This window comes from Achromobacter sp., assembly GCF_032113835.1.
GTDB lineage: Bacteria > Pseudomonadota > Gammaproteobacteria > Burkholderiales > Burkholderiaceae_B > Achromobacter.
Genome location: NZ_DAMCTG010000022.1, coordinates 1 through 19,755 on the forward strand (window position 1 = coordinate 1; position 19,755 = coordinate 19,755).

A 19,755-nucleotide genomic window follows, 5' to 3' on the forward strand; every position below is an offset into this window, starting at 1 on the left:
TACTCGTCGGAAAAATTCATCCCGGTCGTGGAAGACCTGATGGAAAAGGCCGGCCTGGTGATTCCGCGCGAGCGCTGGTTCAGCAACCTGGCGTGGCGCGGCAACACGGGCGCCGCTTCCATCATGATCATGCTGGCCGAGTTCCTGGAAACGCGCGAGGTCAAGCCGGGCGAGCAGATCTTCTGCTACATCCCCGAATCCGGGCGCTTCATGGCGGCCTATATGCTGCTGGAAGCTGAAGCGGTGCACGCAAAACCCGCGGTTGCCGCAGGCGCGTCGGGCGTCGCTACGCCGGGCGTCGCTACGCCGGGCGCCGCCGCGCGCGAGGACGCGGCGTCCGCCGACGCCGAGGCCATCGCGCCGCCGCATGACCCCGACATGGCGCCGCAAGGCCTGGGCCAACTGCTGACCGAACTGGCGGCGATCTGGCACGACTACCGCTCGCGCGTGTGGCGCACGCCGGTGGTCCGCCGGCTGCGCAACCGCCAGTTCCAGACCGCGGATTACCTGACGTGGATGGAGAACTGGATTCCGCAGGTGCGCGAAGGCAGCAAGTGGATGCGCGAAGGCGCTGCGTCGCTGACCGAGCAGTACGCGCCGCTGGCCGCGCTGATCGACATGCACGCGGGCGAGGAGCAGAACGACTTCCAGATCCTGTTCCAGGACTACCGCACCGCCGGCGGCACCGTGGACAGCCTCGACGCCCTGCGCCGCAATCCCGGCGGCGAAGCGCTCAATGCCTACCTGCACAGCCTGGCCGCCACGCGCGATCCGATCGGGCTCCTGGGCGCGATCTACATCATCGAAGGCACGGGGCAGCGCATCGTGCCGGCGCTGCTGCCGCTGCTCAAGGCCAGCCTGAAGCTGCCGCCCGACGCCTTCCGCTTCCTGGAGTACCACGGCCACAACGACGAGCACCATCTGGCGCGCTGGCTCTCGGCCGTGGAGCTGGCGCTCGACTGCGACGAGGACGGTCGCGCCGAGCAACGCATCGTCGACACGGCGCGCCGCACGGCGGCGCTTTACCTGATGCAGTTTCATCACGTGATGGAGGCGGACGCGGCATGAACAAGGAGCCCGAATTCCTTGCCCGGGAACACGATCCCGCGGATCCCAGCCCCTGGCTCGCGCTGTATCTGGACCGCAGCACGCCGCTGCCCGACAAGGTCAAGAAGGCCTGGCTGACGGATTCCAGCTGTGCGTCGCGCCAGTATCTGCTGCCGTTCCTGCGGCCGCTTGCGCGGGCGTTCATCATCCTGATCCAGGTCGTCAAGACGTTCCTGCCGCGCCGCTGGTCGCATTCCCGGGTGCTGCACCGCATTCTGGCGTGGGGATTGAAGCGCTTCGTGTCGCCCGAGGCCAACTGGCTGATCCTGCGGCATTTTCATCTGGGGGCGCAGGCGCTGGCGTTCATCGCGGCGAACTCGCCGGTGCCGGTCACCACGACGCCGCTCGAGCCGATGACGATCGACGACCTGAAGGACGATCTGTTCGTCAAGCACGACCTGAACCTCTTCAACTTCGTCATCCGGCTGAACCAGGCGCTGCGCGATGCGGGTGTGGAAATGCACGCGCCGCAGACCGTGGACTTTTCCATGCTGCGCGACCCGCCGATTCGGCTGGAGGACATGCCGCACGGCAAGCTGAACTTCCTGGACCTGCAAAGCGCCATCGAGCTGTTCACGCCGCTGTATCAGCTCCTGCTGACCGACAACGACTTCTGGCGCGCGGCCAATTCGCTGCAGCTCGATGAAACCGTCGGCATCTATGCGGCCAAGCTGCTGGGCGCGCCGCAGCACCTGATCCTGGTCAACAACAGTCATCCGCTGGTGCCGATGTCCACGTTGCGCGCGGGCTACCGGTTGGTGCTGCATGGCTTGTCCACGGAAATGCTGCACAGCCTGCTAATGGAGATGAAGGCGGCGCAGGCGGGCGCCGAACCGCCGGCCCCGATCGCGTAGAAAAGGCGGCAGGGATCAGTGTTGACCCTGCGTTACACCGGCGGGCCGCTGGGCTATATTGCGACGCTTGTCCGACAAGCCCGCCGGAGCGCGTATCCGCCGGGCGTCATAGGAATTGCTGCACATGCCCCAGACGCTAGAAGTCATCGCCACCCTCCTGTTCGCCGTGGCGGTTCTTCACACCTTCTCGGTTCCCTTCTTTGCGCGCCTGGCGCACCGGGGCGGACCGCACGCGGGCTTCTGGCATCTGTTTTCCGAGGTCGAGGCTGTTTTCGGCGTCTGGGCCTTTGCGCTGATCGTGACCATGGCCGCGCTAGCCGGGCCGTCGGCCGCCATCGACTACATGGACACGCGCAACTTCACCGAGCCGCTGTTCGTTTTCGTCATCATGGTGGTGGCGGCCAGCCGGCCGATTCTTGAGCTGGTGGGGTTGCTGGTCCGCATCGTGGCGCGGGTGCTGCCCATGCCGCGTGAGCTCTCGACCTTTTTCGTGGTGATGGCCCTGGTGCCGCTGGGCGGTTCGTTCATCACCGAACCCGCCGCGATGACGCTGGCCGCCATCCTGCTGCGCGATGCCTACTTTCGCAGCAGCGGCCGGGCCGGGTTCAAGTACCTGACGCTGGGCGTGCTGTTCGTGAACGTCTCCATCGGGGGCGTGCTCACGTCCTACGCCGCGCCGCCCGTCCTGATGGTGGCCGGCACGTTCGGCTGGGATTCGGCCTTCATGCTGCAGCATTTCGGCTGGCGCGCGGCGCTGGCGGTCTTCCTGAACGCGGGTCTGCTGACCTTCATCTGCCGCAAGGCGCTGCTCGAAGGCGCGGTGGGCACGCGCGGCGGCGTCGATGCGCCGGACGGTGCCGGCAAGCGCGCGCCGGTGCCCGCCATCGTGATCCTGGTGCATCTGGTGTTCCTGGTCGCCATCGTGCTGACCGCGCACCATCCGGCCATCTTCCTGGGCCTGCTGATGATGTTCATCGGATTCTCCGAGGCCTACAAGCGGCATCAGGACCGCCTGATGATCAAGGAAGGCCTGATGGTGGGTTTCTTCCTGGCCGGTCTCGTGGTGCTGGGCGGATTGCAGAAATGGTGGCTGCAGGACCTGCTGGGCGGGCTGGAGCCTTTTGTCCTCTTCTGGGGAGCCACGGCGCTGACGGCCATCACCGACAACGCGGCGCTCACCTATCTGGGGTCGCTGGTCGAAGGCACGAGCGAGGCCTGGCGCTACATGCTGGTGGCCGGCGCCGTCACGGGCGGCGGGCTGACGGTGATCGCCAACGCGCCCAATCCGGCCGGTTTCGCGATTCTGAAGAACCATTTCCCGGACGGCAGCATTTCGTCCGGGCGCCTGTTCCTGTGCGCCTTGGGACCGACCCTGGTGGCCGCCGTGATGTTCCTGCTTCCCGTGTAGGAAAGGGCCGCCCGCACCGGAGAGGCCGCGCCCCGGTCGCCCGCTGGCGGCCAGCGGGCCGGGCCGGACTCCGACGCTTTATGAAAAACCGCTAAAATTCAAGACTTTCCCGTATTTTTCCGGCCTTTGCCCAGCCGCCGAGCCTTGCGCCCGCGCGCGCCAGCAGGCGGAATCCGATATGCCGGGCTTGCGCCTGGGAGCCATCGATGCCCATCTACGCCTATAAGTGCAGCGCCTGCGGCCATGCCAAAGACGTCTTGCAGAAGATTTCCGACGCGCCGCTTTCGGTCTGCCCCGAATGCGGCCAAAGCACGTTTTCCAAGCAGGTGACCGCGGCTGGATTCCAGCTCAAGGGCTCCGGCTGGTATGTCACGGACTTCCGTAACAACGGCAGCGGCAACAGCAGCAGCGGCAACGGCAGCAACCCGAACGCCGCCCCGGCAAGCGCGCCGGCCTCCGCTGACAGCGCTGCGCCCGCCGCCGCGCCGGCTGCAGCGCCTGCAGCAGCCCCCGCCCCGGCGACGCCCGCTGCCGGCAGCGCCGCTTCCTAGAGCGCATCGCGATGCGGATGCGCGTCATCAAGAAGTACTTCATCACCGGGCTGCTGATCTGGGTTCCCCTGGTCATCACGGTGTGGGTACTGGGATTGCTGGTCGCCACCCTCGAAGGGTTCGTGCCTGGCTTCCTGTCGTCCGAATCGCTGTTCGGCATCGACATTCCCGGTTTCCGCTTCGTCCTGGTCATCGTGGTGGTGCTTCTGACGGGCGTGTTCGCCGCCAACCTGATCGGCCGCACCATGGTGGACCAGTGGGAAACGCTGCTCGGCCGCATCCCGCTCGTGCGCTCCATCTACAACTCGGTCAAGCAGGTCAGCGATACCGTGCTTGCCCCCAACGGACAGGCATTTCGCCGCGCGGTGCTGGTGCAGTATCCGCGGGCAGGCGCCTGGACCATCGCATTCGTCACCGGCACGCCCAGTGGTGAAGTGGCCGACAGCCTGCCTGGCGACCACATCAGCCTGTACGTGCCGACGACCCCCAACCCCACGTCCGGCTTTTTCCTGATGGTGCCTCGCGCCGAGGTCATTGACCTTCAGATGAGCGTGGACGCGGCCTTGAAGTACATCGTTTCCATGGGCGTGGTCGCCCCGGTCCCGGCGGCAACGCCCGTGGTCCGGCCGGCTGCGCTCTCTCCGGCGCCGGGCGTGCAGGACGCACCCCGCGCCGATTCGTAACCCTTACACACCAAGCACAAAACGGAGTCATCCCGCATGCGTACCTGCTACACCGGCCAGGTTTGCCGTGACCATCTCGGCCAGACCGTCACCCTGTACGGCTGGGTGAACCGCCGCCGCGACCACGGCGGGGTCATCTTCATCGACCTGCGCGACCGCGCGGGCCTGGCGCAGATCGTGTTCGATCCGGACAACGCCGCCTTCGCCACCGCCGAGCGCCTGCGCAATGAATTCTGCGTCCGCGTCACCGGCCTGGTGCGCGAGCGTCCGGCCGGCACGGCCAACGCTGAACTGGCCTCCGGCGAAATCGAAGTGCTCTGCAAGGAAGTCGAGATCCTGAACGCGTCGGTCACGCCGCCGTTCCAGCTGGATGACGACAACCTGTCGGAAACCACCCGCCTGACGCACCGCGTGCTGGACCTGCGCCGTCCGCAAATGCAGCGCAACCTGATGCTGCGCTACCGCGTGTCCATCGAAACCCGCAAGTTCCTGGACGAACTGGGCTTCATCGACATCGAAACGCCCATGCTGGCCAAGAGCACGCCCGAAGGCGCGCGCGACTACCTGGTGCCCTCGCGTGTGAACGCCGGCCACTTCTTCGCGTTGCCGCAGTCGCCGCAGCTCTTCAAGCAGATGCTGATGGTCTCGGGCTTTGACCGCTATTACCAGATCACCAAGTGCTTCCGCGACGAAGACCTGCGCGCCGACCGCCAGCCGGAATTCACGCAGATCGATTGCGAAACTTCGTTCCTGAACGAATTCGAAATCCGTGAAATCTTCGAAAACCTGATCCGCCACGTGTTCAAGGTGGTGCAGGGCGTCGACCTGCCGTCGCCGTTCCCGATCATGCCGTGGACCGAAGCCATGCGCCGCTACGGCTCGGACAAGCCCGATCTGCGCGTGCAGCTCGAGTTCACCGATATCACCGACGTCATGCGCGACGTGGACTTCAAGGTGTTTGCCGCCGCCGCCACGGCGCCCGGCAGCCGCGTGGTCGCCCTGCGCGTGCCCGGTGGCGCCGAAATGTCGCGCAGCGAGATCGACGCCTACACCCAGTTCGTCGGCATTTACGGCGCCAAGGGCCTGGCCTACATCAAGGTCAACGAAGTGGCCAAGGGCCGCGACGGCCTGCAATCGCCCATCGTCAAGAACCTGCACGACGCCGCGCTGGCTGAACTGGTCAAGCGCACCGGCGCCCAGGACGGCGACATCATCTTCTTCGGCGCGGACCGCGAGAAGGTCGTCAACGACGCCATCGGCGCGCTGCGCGTGAAGATCGGTCACAGCGAGTTCGGCAAGAAGACGGGCCTGTTCACGGCCGGCTGGAAGCCGCTATGGGTGGTTGACTTCCCGATGTTCGAATACGACGAGGAAGACGGCCGCTACACCGCCGCTCACCACCCGTTCACCAGCCCCAAGGACGGTCACGAGGACTTCCTGGAAACCGATCCCAGCAAGGCGTTCGCCAAGGCCTACGACATGGTCCTGAACGGCTGGGAAATCGGCGGCGGCTCGGTCCGTATCCACCGCGAGGAAGTGCAGAGCAAGGTGTTCCGCGCGCTGAAGATCGGCGCCGAGGAAGCCCGCGAGAAGTTCGGCTACCTGCTGGACGCGCTGCAGTACGGCGCGCCTCCGCATGGCGGTATCGCCTTCGGCCTGGACCGCATCGTCACGATGATGACCGGCGCCGAATCGATCCGCGACGTCATCGCCTTCCCGAAGACGCAGCGCGCCCAGGACCTCCTGACGCAAGCGCCGTCGGAAGTCGACGAGAAGCAACTGCGCGAGCTGCACATCCGCCTGCGCAACGTCGAAAAAGCGTAACGCCCCGGAGCGCCGTTGGCGCTCCCCCCCGGCGGCCCTCTTGACGGGGGCCGCTGGCGGACCGGCAGCGCCGGATCCGCGGCGGTGTGCTCGAAGCGCGATCCGCACAGGGCGCCACGCCCGAATCAACTGCAGGTTTCAAGTGTCTGGTCGGTCAGTCTGGCGTGACCGCATGCCGCAAAGATGGGAACACCCGGCTGAAATGGAGTAATCTGGCTAACGCCGCCAACCACGGCGGCGGCTGGCCAGAGGACCTACCGGGACCCGGCCGGCGGTTCTCAAGATTTGAAAGGCGCCATTGCTTCCATGTCGCTCATCCGAGTCGTCAGCTACAACATACACAAGGGCCGTTCGGCACTGGGCCGGCGCGACTCCCTCAATGAACTTCGCCTGGGCCTGTACGGCCTGCGCCCCGACCTGGTCTTCCTGCAGGAGGTCCAGGGCCGCAACGAGCAGAAGTCGCTGCTCGACGCCCAGCACGAATCGCTGGCCGCGGCATTGCGGCTGGATGTGGCCTATGGCCGCAACGCCATCCGCCACGCCACCGACCACGGCAACGCGCTGCTGTCGCGTTATCCCATCCTCGACCACGAAAACCTCGACATCTCCGACCACCGCCTCGAGCAACGCGGGCTGCTGCATGCGCGCATCGACGTGGGCGATCGTGCGGTGCATTGCTTCGTGGTGCACCTGGGCCTCTTTGCCGGCAGCCGCAGCCGCCAGATCCTTGCGCTGACCGAGCGGATCAAGCGCATGGTGCCCGATGGCGAGCCCATCCTGATCGCCGGGGATTTCAACGACTGGAACGATCGTCTGGCGCCCATGTTCGTGCAGCAGCTGGGGCTATACGAAGTGTTTTCGCATGCCCCGCGCAGCCACGGCGGCGACCTGCCGCGCCTGCGCGACTCGGTCAAACGGCTATCCAACGCGCTGCGCGGATTACCCAGCAGCGGCGTCTCGGTCATGGAGCGCAACAACCAGCTCGGCATGGACGGCAGCTCTCGGCTGCAGGCGCCGCCGCGCACGTTCCCTGCCGTGTTTCCGTGGTTCCGCCTGGACCGCATCTACCAGCGCGGCTTTGCCGTGCGCAGCGCCCGCGTGCTGCGCGGCCGCGAGTGGGCCAAGCTGTCCGATCATTCCCCCTTGCTCGCGGAGCTGGAACTCCCGTGAAGGACGAGCAGGACAGGCTGGAGTGGGTGCAGGGCAACGATATCCGTCTGCTCCAGAACGGCGCTGACTTCTTTCCCGCGCTGTGCGCGGCGATCGACGCGGCCACGGTCAGCGTGCATCTGGAAACCTACATCTTCATGCTCGACCGCACCGGCACGAAGGTGCTGGAATGCCTGTCGGCGGCCGCGCGCCGCGGCGTCAAGGTGCGCGTGGTTCTGGATGGCTTCGGCAGCGCGCTGCATGGCGAGCGCGTGCGCACCGCGCTGACCAATGCCGGCGCGCAGTGCCGCATCTTCCGGCCCGAGCCGCGCTGGTTCGCGCGCTTTGTGCCGTCACGCAGCCGCCTGCGGCGCCTGCATCGCAAGGTCACGATCGTCGATGGCCACATAGCCTTCATCGGCGGCATCAACGTCATTGACGACTACGACGACCTGGATCCCACCGACGGCCTGACCGGTCCGCGTTTCGATTTCGCCGTGCAGGTCGAAGGCCCGCTCGTCACGCAGGCCGCGCATGCGCAGGAACTCCTGTGGGTGCGCCTGAACTGGGCGCGCCTGCGCCGCCATCCGCGCGACTGGCATCGGCTGCAGCTGCTCAAGCCGCGCGACGTGCCCGCGCCGCCGGGCGGCATGCTGCGCGCCGCGCTGGTGCTGCGCGACAACCTGCGTTTCCGCAGGACATTCGAGCGCGCCTACCTGTTCGGCATCTCGCGCGCGCGGCGCGACATCCTGATCGCCAATGCCTACTTCTTTCCGGGCGTGCGCTTTCGCCGCGCGCTGGCCAAGGCCGCGGCCCGCGGCGTGCGCGTGCGCCTGCTGCTGCAGGGCAAGGTCGAATACCGGATGCAGTATCACGCCACGCGGTCGCTGTACGACAAGCTGCTGCGCGACGGCATCGAGATCTACGAGTACATGCCGAGCTACCTGCACGCGAAGGTCGCGGTGATCGACAACGTGGCGACCGTGGGGTCGTCGAACCTGGACCCCTTTAGCCTGCTGCTGGCGCGCGAGGCCAATGTCGTGGTCGACAGCCAGCCGTTCGCCTGGGACCTGCAGGAGCGCCTTGAAACCGCCATTCGCGAGGGCGGCCGCTTCATCCGGCCACTGGATTATCAGCGCCGGGGATTCGTGCGGCGGTGGATCGATGCGGCGTCGTATGCGCTGCTTAGGATTGGTGTGGCGTTCACGGGTACGTCGGACAAATACTGAACGCGGGCGCGGGGCGGCAGGGCAGTAAACTACGCGTTTTGGAGGGGCACCCTCCGACCAGGCACAACGCAATGAGTATTCTCGTCACCGGGGGCGCCGGGTTCATCGGATCCAACTTCGTGCTGGATTGGCTGGCGCATGGCGATGAGACGGTCGTTACTCTGGACAAGCTGACCTACGCCGGCAATCGCGCCAATCTCGCCGGCCTGGCACACGACCCGCGCCATGTCCTGGTCGTGGCGGATATCTCCGACACGCATCGGGTGGCCGAGGTGCTGCGCGAGCACCGTCCGCGCGCCATCGTCAATTTTGCGGCGGAAACGCACGTCGATCGTTCGATCGCGGGGGCCGGCAACTTCGTCCGCACCAACGTGGGCGGCGCCTTCGGGCTGCTGGAAGCCGCGCGCGCGTTCTGGAGCGGGCTGGACGGCGCCGAGCGCGATGCGTTCCGCTTCCTGCATGTCTCGACGGACGAAGTCTACGGCTCGCTGGCGCCCGCCGACCCGGGCTTTACCGAAGCCAGCCCCTATCAGCCGAACAACCCCTACGCCGCCAGCAAGGCAGGGGGTGATCACCTGGTGCGGGCGTGGGCGCAGACCTATGGATTGCCGGTGCTCATGACGCACTGCTCCAACAATTTCGGTCCCCGGCAGTATCCCGAAAAGCTCATTCCCCTGATGATCCACAACGCGTTGGCGGGCAAGCCCCTGCCGGTGTACGGCGATGGATTGCACGCGCGGGACTGGCTGTACGTCGCCGATCATTGCGACGGCTTGCGCCGCGTGCTGGAAAAGGGCCGGCCCGGTCAGACCTACAACCTGGGCGCGGGAAACGAACGCACCACGCTGGAGGTCGTCACTGCCGTTTGCGCCTTGCTGGATACCTTGCGCCCGCGCGCCGATGGCGGCGCGTACGGGGAGCTGATCGCGCTGGTCGCCGACAGGCCCGGTCATGACCGCCGCTACGCCATCGATGCGGGCAAGGCGCGGAAGGAACTGGGCTGGCAGCCCATCGAAACATTTGCCTCGGGCCTGGAAAAGACCGTCAGGTGGTATCTGGATCACCCGCAATGGCTGCAGAAGGCGGCCACCCGGTCGCAGCCATTCGAAGGGGATGAGCCATGACGGCAACGGTCGCGCGCAAGGGCATCATCCTGGCAGGCGGGTCGGGAACGCGCTTGCATCCCGCGACCCTCGCGGTGAGCAAGCAGCTCATGCCTGTCTACGACAAGCCCATGATCTATTACCCGCTGTCCACACTGATGCTGGCCGGCATACGCGAGATCCTGGTCATCTCGACACCCGAGGATCTGCCCCGCTTTCAGCAGTTGCTTGGCGATGGCGGGCAGTGGGGACTGTCGCTGAAATACGCGGTGCAGCCGGCGCCCGAAGGCCTGGCGCAGGCGTTTCTGATTGGGGCGGACTTTATCGGGCAGGCGCCGTGCGCGCTGGTGCTGGGCGACAACCTGTTCTACGGGCACGACTTCCCCCAACTGCTGGCTGGGGCGATGGCGCGGCAGACGGGCGCCACCGTCTTTGCCTACCATGTGCAGGACCCGCAACGCTACGGCGTCGTCGAGTTCGACGCGCAGGGCAACGCGCTGCGCATCGAGGAAAAGCCGGCGTCGCCCAAGTCCAATTACGCGGTGACCGGGCTGTATTTCTACGACAACCGGGTCATCGAACTGGCGCGCCGGATTCGCCCGTCCGCGCGCAATGAGCTGGAAATCACCGATCTGAATCAGGCGTACCTCGACCTGGGCGCGCTCAATGTGGAGATCATGGGACGAGGCCATGCCTGGCTGGATACGGGCACGCACGACAGCCTGCTCGATGCATCGCAGTTCATTGCGACGCTCGAACGCCGGCAAGGACTGAAGGTCGCCTGCCCGGAAGAGATTGCGTTCCGCAAGCGTTGGATAGACGCGGCGCAACTGGAAGCGCTGGCCCGGCCGCTGGTCAAGAGCGGCTACGGCCAATACCTGATGAATCTTCTTACCCGGCTGCCGCACTGATGCGCATCACGCCCTTGTCCCTGCCCGATGTCCTGCGCATCGACCCCGTGAAGCATCAGGACGCGCGCGGCTACTTCGTCGAGACCTATGTGCAATCGGTCTTCGATGCGGCGGTTGGCCGTCCGGTCCATTTTCTGCAGGACAACCAGTCGCATTCGCGATGCCATGTCCTGCGCGGCCTGCACTATCAGACGCTGCATCCGCAGGGAAAGCTGGTGCGCGTCACGGAAGGCGAGATCTTCGATGTTGCCGTGGACATGCGCGAGGGATCGCCCACGTTCGGCCAATGGACAAGCGAAATCCTGTCATCGGAGAACCTTCGCCAGCTCTGGCTGCCGGAAGGCTTCGCACACGGATTTCTGGTGCTGTCTGACTACGCCAACGTGGTCTACAAGACGACCGCGCCGTACGCGCCGGCGCACCAGCATTGCGTGAGATGGGACGATCCGGCGCTGGCGATTGCCTGGCCGGCGCAAGGCCGGCCGATCCTGTCGGACAAAGACCGCGAAGGCCTCGGCTTGGGGCAAGCGCCCCGGATTGTGGTGGGCTGAACCGGGTCAGATCCGGCGTTTCATCCCGACCAGTCCCAGCGCAAGCGCGGTTCCAACCAGGATGATGCCCGCGCCCGCAAGGATCGGCGTGGTGATGGCTTCGTCCAGGAACCAGGCGCCCCAGACGACCCCGAAGATGGGGACGAGAAATGTCACGCTGACCGCGCCGGTGGGGCCGACGTTCGCGATCAGCCGGAAGAACACGATGTACGCGGCGCCGGTGCAGACGACGGCAAGCAGGACCGTCGCACCCCAGGCTTCCCAGGAGACCGGCTGCTGCGGCCAGGTGACCAGCGCCGCCGGAAGCAGGACCAGTGCGGCCGACACCATGCTGCCCGTCGCGCTGGTCAACGGATCCACCCCCGTCAGGAACCGCTTCGTCCAGTTTGCGGCAACGCCGTAGAAGACCGGCGCGGAGATGGCGGCAAGCACGGCAAAGCCGGTTCCGCCGGATTGAAAGTCGAGCTTGTCCCAGACGAGCACGACGATGCCGGACATGCCGATCAGCAGCCCCAGCGAGCGGGTCCAGGGCAGCCGGTCTTTCAGCCACAGCCAGCCAATGACGGCGCCCCACACCGGCGTCACGGCGTTGGCGACCGACAGGAACCCCGCGCCGAGCGACTGGGCAGCATAGGCATAAAGCAGGAAGGGCAATGCCGCATTCAAAGTGCCGACCACGAGAATGGCTTTCCAGCGTCGCGCTATCAACGGCAGCTTGTTGCGCCAGATCGCGGCGGGCAGCAGAAACAGCGCGGCAAGTCCCACGCGCAGCTCGATCAGGGCCACCGGCCCGAACTCGGGCACGGCAACGCGCATGAAAAGAAACGAGCCGCCCCAGACGGCGGCAAGAATCATCAGGTCCAGCAGATCGCGGCGTTGCATGTTCAGCTCGAAATCAACCCTGTCCGCGGCTCGTGACCAGGTTTCGCATCTTCACCCGGTGCGCCAGCAGCGCGCAGGTCAGGGACAGGACGATACACAGAACCAGCCCTGTGCGCACGCCGGAAAGCACCGTGCTGTGCGAAATCAGGATGCCGACCACCGCGGTGCCCAACGCGCTGCCGATGGCGCGCGTGGTCTGCACCAGCGCCGAGGCCACGCCTACGTCGCGACGCTCGCTCAGCATCTGCATGAAGAGCGTCAGGTTGGGCAGCAGAAAGCCCAGCGCGCAACCGTTGACGAAGAACGCGGACAAGATCCACCACGCCGACGTGCCCGGCGAAATCAGCAGCACCATCAGCGATCCGGCCGCCAACAGGCCGCCACCGAACACCATCAGCCGCTGCGGCTCGGTCTGCTTGGGGAACATGCGGCCGTTGATGATGCTGCCGACCGAGATCGCGGCCACCAGCGGCGTCAGCAGCAGACCCGCCTGGCTGGGCGTATAGCCCAACACCTGCTGCAGCAGCAGCGGACTGTAGAAGATCAGAATGAACATCACCGCGCCCACCATCATCGCCGCCACGTTCAAGAGGCGCGGATCGCGGCCGGACAAGACGCGCAGCGGGAAGATCGGCGACTTCACGCGACGTTCGGTCGGAATCAGGATGGCGATGGCGGCGGCGCCGACCAGCGCCAGCGTCAGGCCGAGCATTGGATGAGCGTGTTCGCCGCTGGCAAATGCAAGCTCCAGCGCGGCCAGCGGCGCACCCACCGCCAGCACGAGCAGGATGGCGCCCAGCCAGTCGATCTTGCGGCTACCATCGTGGATGGGCCGGATGCGCGGAAAATAGCGCGCGAGCAGGAAGAAGGCGGCAGCGGCCGCGATAGGCGTGATGAAGAACGCCGCGCGCCACCCTAGGGCCTGCGTGGCCGCGCCGCCCAGCACCGGGCCGATGCCGCTGGCCATGGCAAAGGCCGCGGACACCAGTGCCATCCATCGGACTCGCTGCTTGGCGTCGGGAAACAGATCCGCCGGCGCGGCGAATGCCGTGGCGATCATCATGCCTCCGCCCACCCCCTGCAAAGTGCGGAAGACGATGAGTTGGGTCATGGATTGCGCCAGGCCACAGGCAATGGAACCTAGCGCGATGATCAGCACCGACACCAGCATCAAGGGCTTGCGGCCGAACATGTCGCCCAGCCGGCCGAAGATCAGGATGGAAGCCGCGGTGGCCAGCAGATAGCCCGTGCCGACCCAGGCGTAGAGCGCCATGCCGTTCAGCGCCTCGGCCACGCGCGGCAGAGTGGTGCTGATGATGGTGGAATCCAGCGCGGCCAGCACGACGGTTGCGGAAACCCCCGCCATTCCCATCAACAGGTCGCGTCGGGTGTGGGCGGGAGCTGCAGGTGGAGGTGATGGCGGTGAATCGGGCGGCGTCGTCATGCCGCAAAGCATATCACCGGGGCTTCAGGGCTTTCACTTGTAGAGCGCGTGGTAACCCCAGAAAACCGCGATGACGAGCACCACCATGATCCAGGACCATCGGGAATTGGACAGCCCGCGCGGTTCGGGTTCTGCCGGTGGAGGCGGAGGTGCCAGCCTGGGCTGGCCCGCCATATGGTCAATGAAGGAAGCGAAGAACTTCTGGATGATCTTGTCGGCGGCCTTCACCAGCAAATCCTCGCCACATTCCGCCAGCTTGCCGCCCGCCATGCAGGCCACGGTATAGGTCAGCCGCGTGCCGTCGTCCTTGGCGCTGAGATTGATCTGTGCCGTACCAATGGCTAGGCAAGCAGCGCGGCCCTTGCCTTCGAAGGCTAGCGTGCAGCTGTTGTAGGGATTTACGTCAGCCATCAGGATCTCGCCGTCATAGTCGGTGTCGATCCCAGCGACCTTGGCCCGCAGTGTGACCGTGTACTCGGTCGGGCTGCGCTGAACAACCTGGACACAATTCGGTATGCATCGCTGCAAGACTTCGGGATCTATCAACGCATCCCACGTCTGGTGCTGAGTTGAAGGAATCCACTGAGCATCTACAATGCGCATGGCTGTCTCCTCGTGTGGTGCGTCGCAGACAATTCATTGTGGACTAGAAGCAACGAAACGCCAAGAGACTGGGGAAGGGCTTTCGCGGCAAGTGAGCATTCAAGCGGCATTTGTCGCGTCTCGACCCCCATTCCTCGATTCTCAAAGAGTTGCTGAACGAGCAACGCCAAATGGTTCAAAACAAAACTACATCAAGTGCCAGCGCTGCCGTTCTTCGCAATGCATTGATCGGGCTTTCCGCAGCAGGGACGTTGTTGATCCTGATCTGGTCCCTCAAATACAGCGCTTACGGCATCGAGTTTACCGATGAGGGGTTTTATTTGAATTGGGTATCGAATCCCTTCATTTATGATGGATCGACGAGCCAGTTCGGTTTTATTTATCATCCCCTTTACGCAATTGTTGGCGGCGATATTGCCGCCCTCAGGCGGGCTAATGTATTGCTTACGTTCGTTCTGGCCTGGGGCTTGGTGTATGCGTTGTTTAAATCGTTCGCATTGCAGGATGAAGAAAGTCGGATTGCCCTGCTCGTAGCTGCGGCGGGTCTGGCTACCAGTGTCTTCGCTATTTTTGATTCCTGGCTGATAACGCCGAGCTACAACAGCTTGGCGCTCCAAGCGCTGCTTCTTGCCAGTATTGGCTTGGTCTTGGCTGGGAAAAAGTCGACTGCGGCAAGCGTGTCCGGCTGGATAATGCTGGCGACAGGGGGTTGGTTGGCTTTCATGGCCAAGCCCAGTACGGCGTTAGCGTTGGCTATAGGCGCTTTCGTGTATCTGCTGGTTTCGCGAAAGCTCACGATTCGGTTGGCGCTACTTGCTGCGGTAGTCGTGGCGTTTCTTCTTTTCCTGAGTGCACTGGTGATTGACGGCTCAGTGGGAGGCATCGTACAGCGGCTCCAACTGGGTATTGAATTTAATCAGCTGCTTGGTGGCGGCCACTCATTGATGCAGATCTTGCGCATCGATGATTTTCAGCTTGCTGAAGGCGCCAAGCAGGCTGTTGTTTTCGTTGGAGTTGCATCGTTTCTCGCCACAGGGGGCGCGATTGGGGCAAATAGAATTGGGCAGATAATTTCCCTTTTTGTGGCGCTTGCCGCCTTTGTCTATATTGCGAGCCTGATTGCCGGTGAAATTCATCCGGTGAGAAATCTTGGTCTGTTCCAGAGGTTATTGATTTTTGGTGTTGTGGGCGCCACGATTTTGTCGGGTTTGGCAATTGGTCGAGCGGAAGGATTAAAAAACATCACCCTAGAGCAGTGGGTACTGGTTGCGCTATTTTTTGTAATGCCCCACATCTACGCTTTTGGCACCAATAACAATTATTGGCAAGTGGGCAGCTGGGCAGGAATTTTCTGGCTTCTCGGAGGTGTGGGAATGCTGGTGCGGATGGGGCGGAATAGATTGAATTGCACGTTCGTGCTGCCGCTCGCATTGGTTGTTCAAGCAGTTATGGCGACGCTTTTGGTGACTGGATGGGAGCGGCCGTATCGCCAACCAGAGCCTCTCCGCACCAATGAAAAAGTGTTGGAAATCGGCTCCCATCAACAATCCAAACTAGTCTTGTCTGCCGACTACGCGGCTTACATAGAAAGCGCTACTACAGCAGCAAGATCAGCCGGATTTGAACCGGGAATGCCGGTGCTCGATCTGTCCGGGCAATCTCCAGGGATATTGTATGTACTGGGGGCAGAAAGCATTGGCCAAGCTTGGATAATTGGTGGATATCCTGGCAGCCTGGAACGCGCTGCCGCTGCACTTCGGCTGGTGGATTGCGAAAAAATAGCTTCCGCCTGGGTTCTTTTTGAACCAGACGGACCGCGCAGCATTTCAGTGGATCTCTTGGCCTTGCAAGGCATCAAATTTCCGGGCGATTACCGGCTCGCCGGCAGCTGGGTTTCGGCCTCGGGAGCGGGTGATTATGTCGAACGGCGAAAGCAGTACCTGTATGCACCGTCAACGCAGCAGGAAAATATACAATCGTGCCGCGCGGCTAGGGGCCAATAATGCTTCACGAAATGAAAACTGGGAATGTTGCCCGCTTTGATGGCTTTTCGCAGAAGGCCAACGCCGCAGGTGGAATCACCGTCGTCGTGCCGGTCTTTCGCAGTTCGGGCAGCCTGCGCGCCTTTTACGCCCGAATGAGTGCGCAACTCGATGCCTTGACGGACGATTGGGAATTGATTCTAGTCGACGATGCCAGTTCCGACGGTACTTGGGATATCGCGGTCGGTTTGCATGCCGCGGACAGCAGGGTGAAGTGCATCCGCTTCGCACGCAACCATGGGCAGCAGCACGCGACGCTTTGCGGGCTGGGCTACGCGAGCAAGGCCTACGTTTTCACAATCGATGACGATCTGCAATGCTATCCCGAGGATATGCCATTGTTCGTGGAACAATTGAATGCCGGTCAATGCTTGGTCATCGGGAGAATAGGCCGGGCGGAGAAGCAGCATCATTGGTGGCGCAATGTCGGCTCACGAGTTAACCAGCACCTTGCGGGCAAAATCATCGGCAAACCCGCTTCTCTGCGCCTTTCCAGTTTCCGGGCGATGACGCTCAATGTCGCGCGCCGGCTCACCGCCTACAAAGGTGCACATCCCCATATCGCGGCGATGCTGTTCCAGACCGTGCCGCACTCTCTGATCTGTAATGTCGACATCCGCCATGCACCGCGAGGCGATGGCAAGCCCACCTCCTATTCGTTGAATAAGTTGGTCAAGATTCTTTCGTATCTGGTCATCAACCATTCCTACATGCCCTTACGCTTTATGGTGGGGTGGGGCACGACCATTAGTCTGTTGAGCATGGCCTATGCCCTTTGGGTGGCGGCTCGAGCGATGATGGGGGACTATGCGTTGCCGGGCTGGGCATCATTGGCTGTGCTGGTATCTTTTCTCTCTGGCAATATCCTGTTGGCGCTCGGCATACTCGGCGAGTATCTGGGCCGCATGGTCGAAGAGTCCAGCAAGATCCAGCAGTTTTCCGTGTTTGATGAGCGCCTGTGATGCAATCAGATCAACCCAATAACCATCATTTGCAGGTCGGCGATTTTTTTACTGCCGGTGAAATCTTCCGGGACGGATCCTTTTCGGTTCTCGATGAGGTCGATACTTCCACGCCGGGCAGCCTTGTCTATTGCCAAAATTTGCATTACCTACAGATGGCAGCGGAAAACGTGCATATCTCCGCCATTCTTTGCCCGCGTGCGTTGGGCGACGAACTGAAGGACTTCAGCGGTGCGGTTATCCTGGCGGACGATCCTCGCCAGCAGTTTTTCGATCTGTATCTGCGTCTGACGGCAAACGGCGCGATGTTGCCCGAGATGGATTTCGGCATTGGCGAAGACTGCCGGATACATCCTACGGCGGTGGTTTCTTCCAAATCACGGCTCGGCAATCGCGTCGTGGTCGGGGCGAACGCCGTCATCGAAGATTATTCCCGCATCGGCGATGACGTCGATATCGGTCCCAATGTGGTGATTGGCGCCGAAGGACTGCTGACCATCCGAAGGCCGGACGGCAGCCTGGTGCGCATTCGCCATGCCGGCGGCGTCGAAATCGGCGACGGCTGCCAGATTCTGGCCGGTGCGGTGATAGCCAAATCGCTCTTCCGGCGCTTTACCCATATTGGCAAGCATAGCCAGATCGGCATTATGGCCAATATCGGCCATGGCGCGTACGTTAGCGATGCTTGCGTGGTTTCGGGCAATAGCGTGATCGCTGGCCGTAGCCGCCTGGCAGACAGAGTCTGGGTGGGCACGTCGGCATCGGTGGCCCAGGGCTTGACTGTAGGGGAAAGCGCGCAGATCAAGATGGGCTCTGTGGTGGTGGCGGACGTGCCGCCGGGGGCGTCCGTGTCCGGCAACTTCGCCGTCAATCACCGGATCAATATGGCACGTTATCTCAAAGGCGCTATTTAATGAACGATCGCAAACTCAAGCTCGTTTTTAAAGGTGCACGGAATTATGTGCATGGCACAACAATGTTTGATGAAACCGTCCGGTTGCTGGCGGAAGCCGGATACAACCAGTTGGCCGACATCAAGTTTGTCATTCACGAGATGACGAGCGTGAATTTGCGGTTGGTTGTGGAGGAATATCACGATATTGCCGCCGCGAATTCCGTTGCCATTATGAGGTTCACAGCCGGCGGACAGGCCATGCAGGCTCGAATCGTGTCGGACGACGGGGCGCCCGCGGCGCGAGTGCCTTATGACGAGGCCAGGATCGAAAGCTGCTGTCAAATCGACACGACGACCCGCGACATCCGGCTTTCGAGGGATATCTCCGGCTTCAGCCAGATTGAAGTTCTCGTCTCGATGAACAAGGCGCTGCACCTCGCTGTGCTCGAAAAGCCGGCGCAGACCAGTTGGGTTTTCTGCCGTTGGGACGGTTTCGCATGGCCATTGCCTGCTGATCTCAGCGGCGTGACAATCAGGCTGAAGCAGACCCTCGGCACGCGACTGACGCGCGCCGATGTGGCGCTCGGCCAGGAAACGCTCGGACAGATATATTTCAGCGCAAAGGCGGCATCATGATTGGCATCAAGAAGATCGCAACCTATATTCCATCTGGCCGCGTCGATAATCTCGCGCGCGCGGCATCGCTAGGTTCCACGTCCGAGCAAGTCAGTGAGCGCATCGGTTTCCGGCAGGTGGCGCGCGTGGAAAGCGGAGAAGGGGCCCTGGATATGGCCGCGAAGGCGCTGGCCCGATTAATGCAGGATGCCGCTGTTAATCCGACGGAGATCGAAGCGCTGGTCGTCGTCACGCAGAACCCCGATCGCAACATTCCCCATCTTTCGGCGGAATTGCATGGTAAAGCAGGACTGCCGACCAGTTGCGCTTGCTTCGACTTGGGTCTGGGATGTTCCGGCTACGTCTACGGCCTGTCCGTGTTGACTTCCTTCATGCAGGCCAACGGCTTGAAGCGCGGCGTGCTGGTGACGGCGGATCCCTATTCGCGCATCGTCGATATGAATGACAAGGCGACAGCGCTGATTTTTGGCGACGCTGCCACGGCCACGCTGCTTGACGACGACCCGACGTATTCGCTGGGGCGCTTCACCTTTGGTACGCAGGGCAGCGAAGCGGACAAGCTCGCTTGCAATGATGGCGTGCTCTTCATGAACGGCCGCGCCGTGTTCAATTTCGCAGCCGTAAAGGTGCCGGTGAGTATCCGGGATACGGTCGCCTTAAATGGCCTTGGTCTGGACGACGTCGATCGATTTGTCCTGCACCAGGGAAGCCGCTATATCGTGGATACCATTGCCGATCGCCTGGGCGTGGACCGCGTCAAGGTGCCCTTCATGTCTGCCACGTATGGCAATGCGGTCTCCTCATCCATTCCGCTCATGCTGAGCGAACTGATGCAGGAGCCCGGGAATGCACGCATGTTGTTGTGCGGATTCGGACTCGGTCTGTCGTGGGCTAGCACAGTTATTCAACGCAAGGATTGAA

19 protein-coding genes are annotated in these 19,755 nt (G+C 63.1%); 16 read left to right on the plus strand and 3 right to left on the minus strand.

All coding sequences use genetic code 11. The features are described from left to right. From RT697_RS10535 to rfbC, 11 genes are all read left to right on the plus strand, one after another. The coding region (locus RT697_RS10535) for an iron-containing redox enzyme family protein (protein WP_313698694.1) at positions 1 to 1,068 on the plus strand (1,068 nt) is incomplete at its 5' end. Continuing rightward, positions 1,065 to 1,961, plus strand: a complete 897-nt coding sequence (locus tag RT697_RS10540) for a DUF6999 family protein (protein ID WP_313698696.1) — start codon at positions 1,065 to 1,067, stop codon at positions 1,959 to 1,961. The genes RT697_RS10535 and RT697_RS10540, both read left to right, overlap by 4 nt. Before the next feature lie 124 nt (positions 1,962 to 2,085). After that, positions 2,086 to 3,369 (plus strand): putative Na+/H+ antiporter, encoded by a 1,284-nt coding sequence (locus RT697_RS10545; protein WP_313698698.1) that lies wholly within the window; start codon positions 2,086 to 2,088, stop codon positions 3,367 to 3,369. 206 nt (positions 3,370 to 3,575) lie between these two features. Then, positions 3,576 to 3,920, plus strand: a complete 345-nt coding sequence (locus RT697_RS10550) for an FmdB family zinc ribbon protein (protein WP_313698700.1) — start codon at positions 3,576 to 3,578, stop codon at positions 3,918 to 3,920. Between the two features lie 17 nt (positions 3,921 to 3,937). Further along, positions 3,938 to 4,603: a DUF502 domain-containing protein gene (locus RT697_RS10555; RefSeq protein ID WP_409517421.1), complete on the plus strand. Its 666-nt coding sequence runs from the start codon at positions 3,938 to 3,940 to the stop codon at positions 4,601 to 4,603. 36 nt (positions 4,604 to 4,639) lie between these two features. Then, positions 4,640 to 6,427 (plus strand): aspartate--tRNA ligase, encoded by a 1,788-nt coding sequence (gene aspS, locus RT697_RS10560; RefSeq protein ID WP_313698704.1) that lies wholly within the window; start codon positions 4,640 to 4,642, stop codon positions 6,425 to 6,427. 306 nt (positions 6,428 to 6,733) lie between these two features. Continuing rightward, complete coding sequence (locus RT697_RS10565; protein ID WP_313698706.1) at positions 6,734 to 7,597, plus strand: endonuclease/exonuclease/phosphatase family protein; 864 nt, start codon at positions 6,734 to 6,736, stop codon at positions 7,595 to 7,597. Then, positions 7,594 to 8,805 carry a cardiolipin synthase ClsB gene (gene clsB / locus RT697_RS10570; RefSeq protein ID WP_313698708.1) on the plus strand — a complete coding sequence of 404 codons (1,212 nt, stop codon included), beginning with the start codon at positions 7,594 to 7,596 and terminating at the stop codon, positions 8,803 to 8,805. The genes RT697_RS10565 and clsB overlap by 4 nt, the downstream gene beginning before the upstream one ends. Before the next feature lie 71 nt (positions 8,806 to 8,876). Beyond that, on the plus strand, positions 8,877 to 9,929 hold the full coding sequence (gene rfbB, locus RT697_RS10575; protein ID WP_313698710.1) for a dTDP-glucose 4,6-dehydratase: 1,053 nt from the start codon (positions 8,877 to 8,879) through the stop codon (positions 9,927 to 9,929). After that, on the plus strand, positions 9,926 to 10,819 hold the full coding sequence (gene rfbA, locus RT697_RS10580) for a glucose-1-phosphate thymidylyltransferase RfbA (protein WP_313698712.1): 894 nt from the start codon (positions 9,926 to 9,928) through the stop codon (positions 10,817 to 10,819). The genes rfbB and rfbA overlap by 4 nt, the downstream gene beginning before the upstream one ends. Next, complete coding sequence (gene rfbC, locus RT697_RS10585) at positions 10,819 to 11,370, plus strand: dTDP-4-dehydrorhamnose 3,5-epimerase (RefSeq protein ID WP_313698714.1); 552 nt, start codon at positions 10,819 to 10,821, stop codon at positions 11,368 to 11,370. The genes rfbA and rfbC overlap by 1 nt, the downstream gene beginning before the upstream one ends. 6 nt (positions 11,371 to 11,376) lie before the next feature. Here rfbC and RT697_RS10590 read toward each other — a convergent pair whose 3' ends face one another. The 3 genes from RT697_RS10590 to RT697_RS10600 all read right to left on the minus strand — a co-directional run bounded on the left by RT697_RS10590 (position 11,377) and on the right by RT697_RS10600 (position 14,299). Next, the gene (locus RT697_RS10590) at positions 11,377 to 12,252 is read right to left on the minus strand and encodes a DMT family transporter (protein WP_313698716.1); all 876 of its coding nucleotides are present in this window, start codon (positions 12,250 to 12,252) and stop codon (positions 11,377 to 11,379) included. Positions 12,253 to 12,265: 13 nt separating this feature from the next. Further along, positions 12,266 to 13,624, minus strand: coding sequence for an MFS transporter (locus RT697_RS10595; protein WP_313698806.1), 1,359 nt, complete (start codon positions 13,622 to 13,624; stop codon positions 12,266 to 12,268). A gap of 105 nt (positions 13,625 to 13,729) precedes the next feature. Then, positions 13,730 to 14,299 (minus strand): carbon monoxide dehydrogenase subunit G, encoded by a 570-nt coding sequence (locus RT697_RS10600; protein WP_313698718.1) that lies wholly within the window; start codon positions 14,297 to 14,299, stop codon positions 13,730 to 13,732. Between the two features lie 170 nt (positions 14,300 to 14,469). Here RT697_RS10600 and RT697_RS10605 point away from each other — a divergent pair, with 170 nt between their 5' ends. The 5 genes from RT697_RS10605 to RT697_RS10625 are packed head-to-tail and all read left to right on the plus strand — an operon-like array spanning position 14,470 to position 19,754. Continuing rightward, positions 14,470 to 16,302, plus strand: a complete 1,833-nt coding sequence (locus RT697_RS10605; protein WP_313698720.1) for a hypothetical protein — start codon at positions 14,470 to 14,472, stop codon at positions 16,300 to 16,302. Then, positions 16,302 to 17,303 carry a glycosyltransferase family 2 protein gene (locus RT697_RS10610; protein WP_313698722.1) on the plus strand — a complete coding sequence of 334 codons (1,002 nt, stop codon included), beginning with the start codon at positions 16,302 to 16,304 and terminating at the stop codon, positions 17,301 to 17,303. Before RT697_RS10605 ends, RT697_RS10610 begins: the two co-directional genes overlap by 1 nt. Further along, on the plus strand, positions 17,303 to 18,217 hold the full coding sequence (locus RT697_RS10615; RefSeq protein ID WP_313698724.1) for a hypothetical protein: 915 nt from the start codon (positions 17,303 to 17,305) through the stop codon (positions 18,215 to 18,217). Before RT697_RS10610 ends, RT697_RS10615 begins: the two co-directional genes overlap by 1 nt. Further along, positions 18,217 to 18,834, plus strand: a complete 618-nt coding sequence (locus RT697_RS10620; RefSeq protein ID WP_313698726.1) for a hypothetical protein — start codon at positions 18,217 to 18,219, stop codon at positions 18,832 to 18,834. The genes RT697_RS10615 and RT697_RS10620 overlap by 1 nt, the downstream gene beginning before the upstream one ends. Beyond that, positions 18,831 to 19,754 carry a ketoacyl-ACP synthase III gene (locus RT697_RS10625; RefSeq protein WP_313698727.1) on the plus strand — a complete coding sequence of 308 codons (924 nt, stop codon included), beginning with the start codon at positions 18,831 to 18,833 and terminating at the stop codon, positions 19,752 to 19,754. The genes RT697_RS10620 and RT697_RS10625 overlap by 4 nt, the downstream gene beginning before the upstream one ends. The last annotated feature ends 1 nt before the right edge of the window (position 19,755 follow it).